Below are 2,373 nucleotides of genomic sequence, written 5' to 3' on the forward strand. Positions count from 1 at the left end.
GCACCAACCAGGCGCTCGCGCACAGCAATGCGCAGCTGAAGGTGCAGAGCGAGCGCGACCCGCTCACCGGCCTCGCGAACCGGCGCTACTTCCAGGCGGCCATGAAGCAGATGTCGGTCGACGGCCAGCTGGCCGGCACGGTGTTCCTGCTCGACATCGATCACTTCAAGCGCATCAACGACGAGCACGGCCACGCGGCCGGCGACGCGGTGCTGGTCGCGATGGCGCAGCGCCTGGCCGATGCGCTGCGCGAGCCCGACCTGGTCGTGCGCTGGGGCGGCGAGGAGTTCCTGGTGGTCGTGCAGTCGCTGTCGCGGGAGCAGGTGGATGCGCTGGCGCAGCGGCTGCTCGATGCGGTCGGGCAGGTGCCGGTGCGCTGGCAGGGCCGCGAGATCGCGGTGACCGGCTCGATCGGCTTCGCGAGCTTCCCGATCGAGCCGACCGGCCTGGCGGTCGCGTGGGAGCCGGCGATCAACCTGGTCGACACCGCGCTCTACCTGGCGAAGGCGCACGGCCGCAACCGGGCCTACGGGGTCGGGCTGCTGCATGCGCAGACGGTGCAGGGGCTGCAGGCGATCACCGCATCGCTGGAATCCGCCTGGCGCGACGGGCAGGTCACGCTGACGCTGCTGCGCGGGCCGGTGCTCGAGGGCCACGCATGACGCTGTGGCACGGACTCCGGTGCGCGGGTGTCGCGTGGCTGTTGTTCGCTGCCGGCGCGACTGCGGCCGGCGTGATCGAGCAGTCGGACCGCCTGGTGCGCCAGGGCTACGACCGCCCGGAGCCGGCGCTGAAGGCGCTGCTGCAGCTGCAGCACGAACAGGAGGAGATCTCGCCGCGGCCGGTGCAGACGATCCGCCGCCTGCAGCTCGCCCGCGCGATCGTGCTGGCGCAGAACGGCCGCATCGGCGAAGCCGGCATGCTGGCCGAGGAGATCCGCACCAGCATGGCCGGCACCGAGGCGGACGAGGCCGACAGCACCGCGCGCGCCAACCTGGTCCGTGCGCTGGTCGCCGAGAACAACGGCCAGCTCGACGTGGCGGCCGCGCTGGCGCAGGCGGCGGTGCCGTCGTTGCAGCAGGGCTGCCCGGGGCCCGACGGTGCGCCGGCGGCCACCGCGCCGGGCTGTGACTACCGCGCTGCATGGCGCGCGCTGCAGGTGCTGGAGCGCCATGCGCAGAGCCGCGCGCTGTGGGCCGAGGGCGCGCGCCACCTGCGCACCGCCGCGCAGCTGGCCGAGGCCCAGCACGACGGCTACCGCCAGGCGCTGGTGCTGGGGCTGCTCGCGCTCGACATCGCGCGCCAGGGCGACATGCCCGGCGCGGTGCGCACGCTGCAGCAGGCGCAACGCGTGGCGGCATCGCTCGACGATCCGGAGGTCGATGTGCGGCTGCGGCTGCACGAGGCCCGCCTGGCCGACCTGCGCGGCGAGCATGAACAGTCGCTGCGGCTGGCCGAAGAGGCGCTGCCGATCGCCGCGCGGGCCGATTCGCCGCGGCTGGAGTCGCTGGTCAACGCCAACCTCAGCGACCTGTATGCGCGCCAGGAGCGCCCCGCCGATGCGCTGCGTGCGGCCGAGGCCGCGCTGCCGGTGGTGCGCCGCCACGGCGACCTGCGTGCCGAGCGGGTGCTGATCAACAACGCCGGGCTCGCGAAGATCGGCCTCGGCCGCCTCAACGAAGGCCGGCTCGACCTCGCCCGGCTGGTCGAGCTGTGGCAGCGCAACGGCGCGCCGGGCAGCGAGGCGCAGTCGTTGCGCGAGTTCGGCGAGGCGCTGGCGGCGGCTGGCGATGCGCGCGGCGCGCTGGAGCTGTTCCACCGCGAGCGCAAGCTGAGTGCCGAGGTGATGAAGGCCAACCGTGCCGCGGCGCTGAAGGACGTGCAGCAGCGCTACGACACCGAGAGCAAGCAGCGCGAGATCGAGCTGGTGAGCCGCGACAACGCGCTGAAGACCGCGGCGCTCGCGAACCAGGAGCTGCAGCAGCGGGTGTGGGCGCTGATGGCGGCGGTGCTGGCGCTGTCGGTGGGGGTCGCCGCGCTGCTGTACCTGCGGGTGCGCGAGATCAACCGCCGGCTGCAGGCGAGTCATGCCAACCTGCGGCTGCAGAGCGAGCGCGACCCGCTGACCGGCCTGGCCAACCGCCGCCAGTTCCAGGCCGCGATGGCGCGCAACGGCACCCAGGGCATCGAAGGCGCGCTGCTGCTGGTCGACATCGATCATTTCAAGCACGTGAACGACGGCCATGGGCATTCGGTGGGCGACGCCGTGCTGGTCGAGGTGGGGCGGCGGCTGGCCGGCTGCGTGCGCGAGCGCGACCTGGTGGTGCGCTGGGGCGGCGAGGAGTTCCTGATCCTCGCGCCCGAGGTCAGCGC

Annotated in this window: 2 protein-coding genes; both read left to right on the top strand. The window is 73.5% G+C overall.

The genetic code is table 11. The features are described 5' to 3' along the window. A partial coding sequence (locus tag AC1D01_RS30540; protein ID WP_477873120.1) for a GGDEF domain-containing protein occupies positions 1-662 on the top strand: 662 nt, incomplete at its 5' end. Beyond that, the coding region (locus AC1D01_RS30545; protein WP_477873122.1) for a GGDEF domain-containing protein at positions 659-2,373 on the top strand (1,715 nt) is incomplete at its 3' end. The genes AC1D01_RS30540 and AC1D01_RS30545, both read left to right, overlap by 4 nt.

Source organism: Rhizobacter sp. P3_B12, assembly GCF_056402895.1.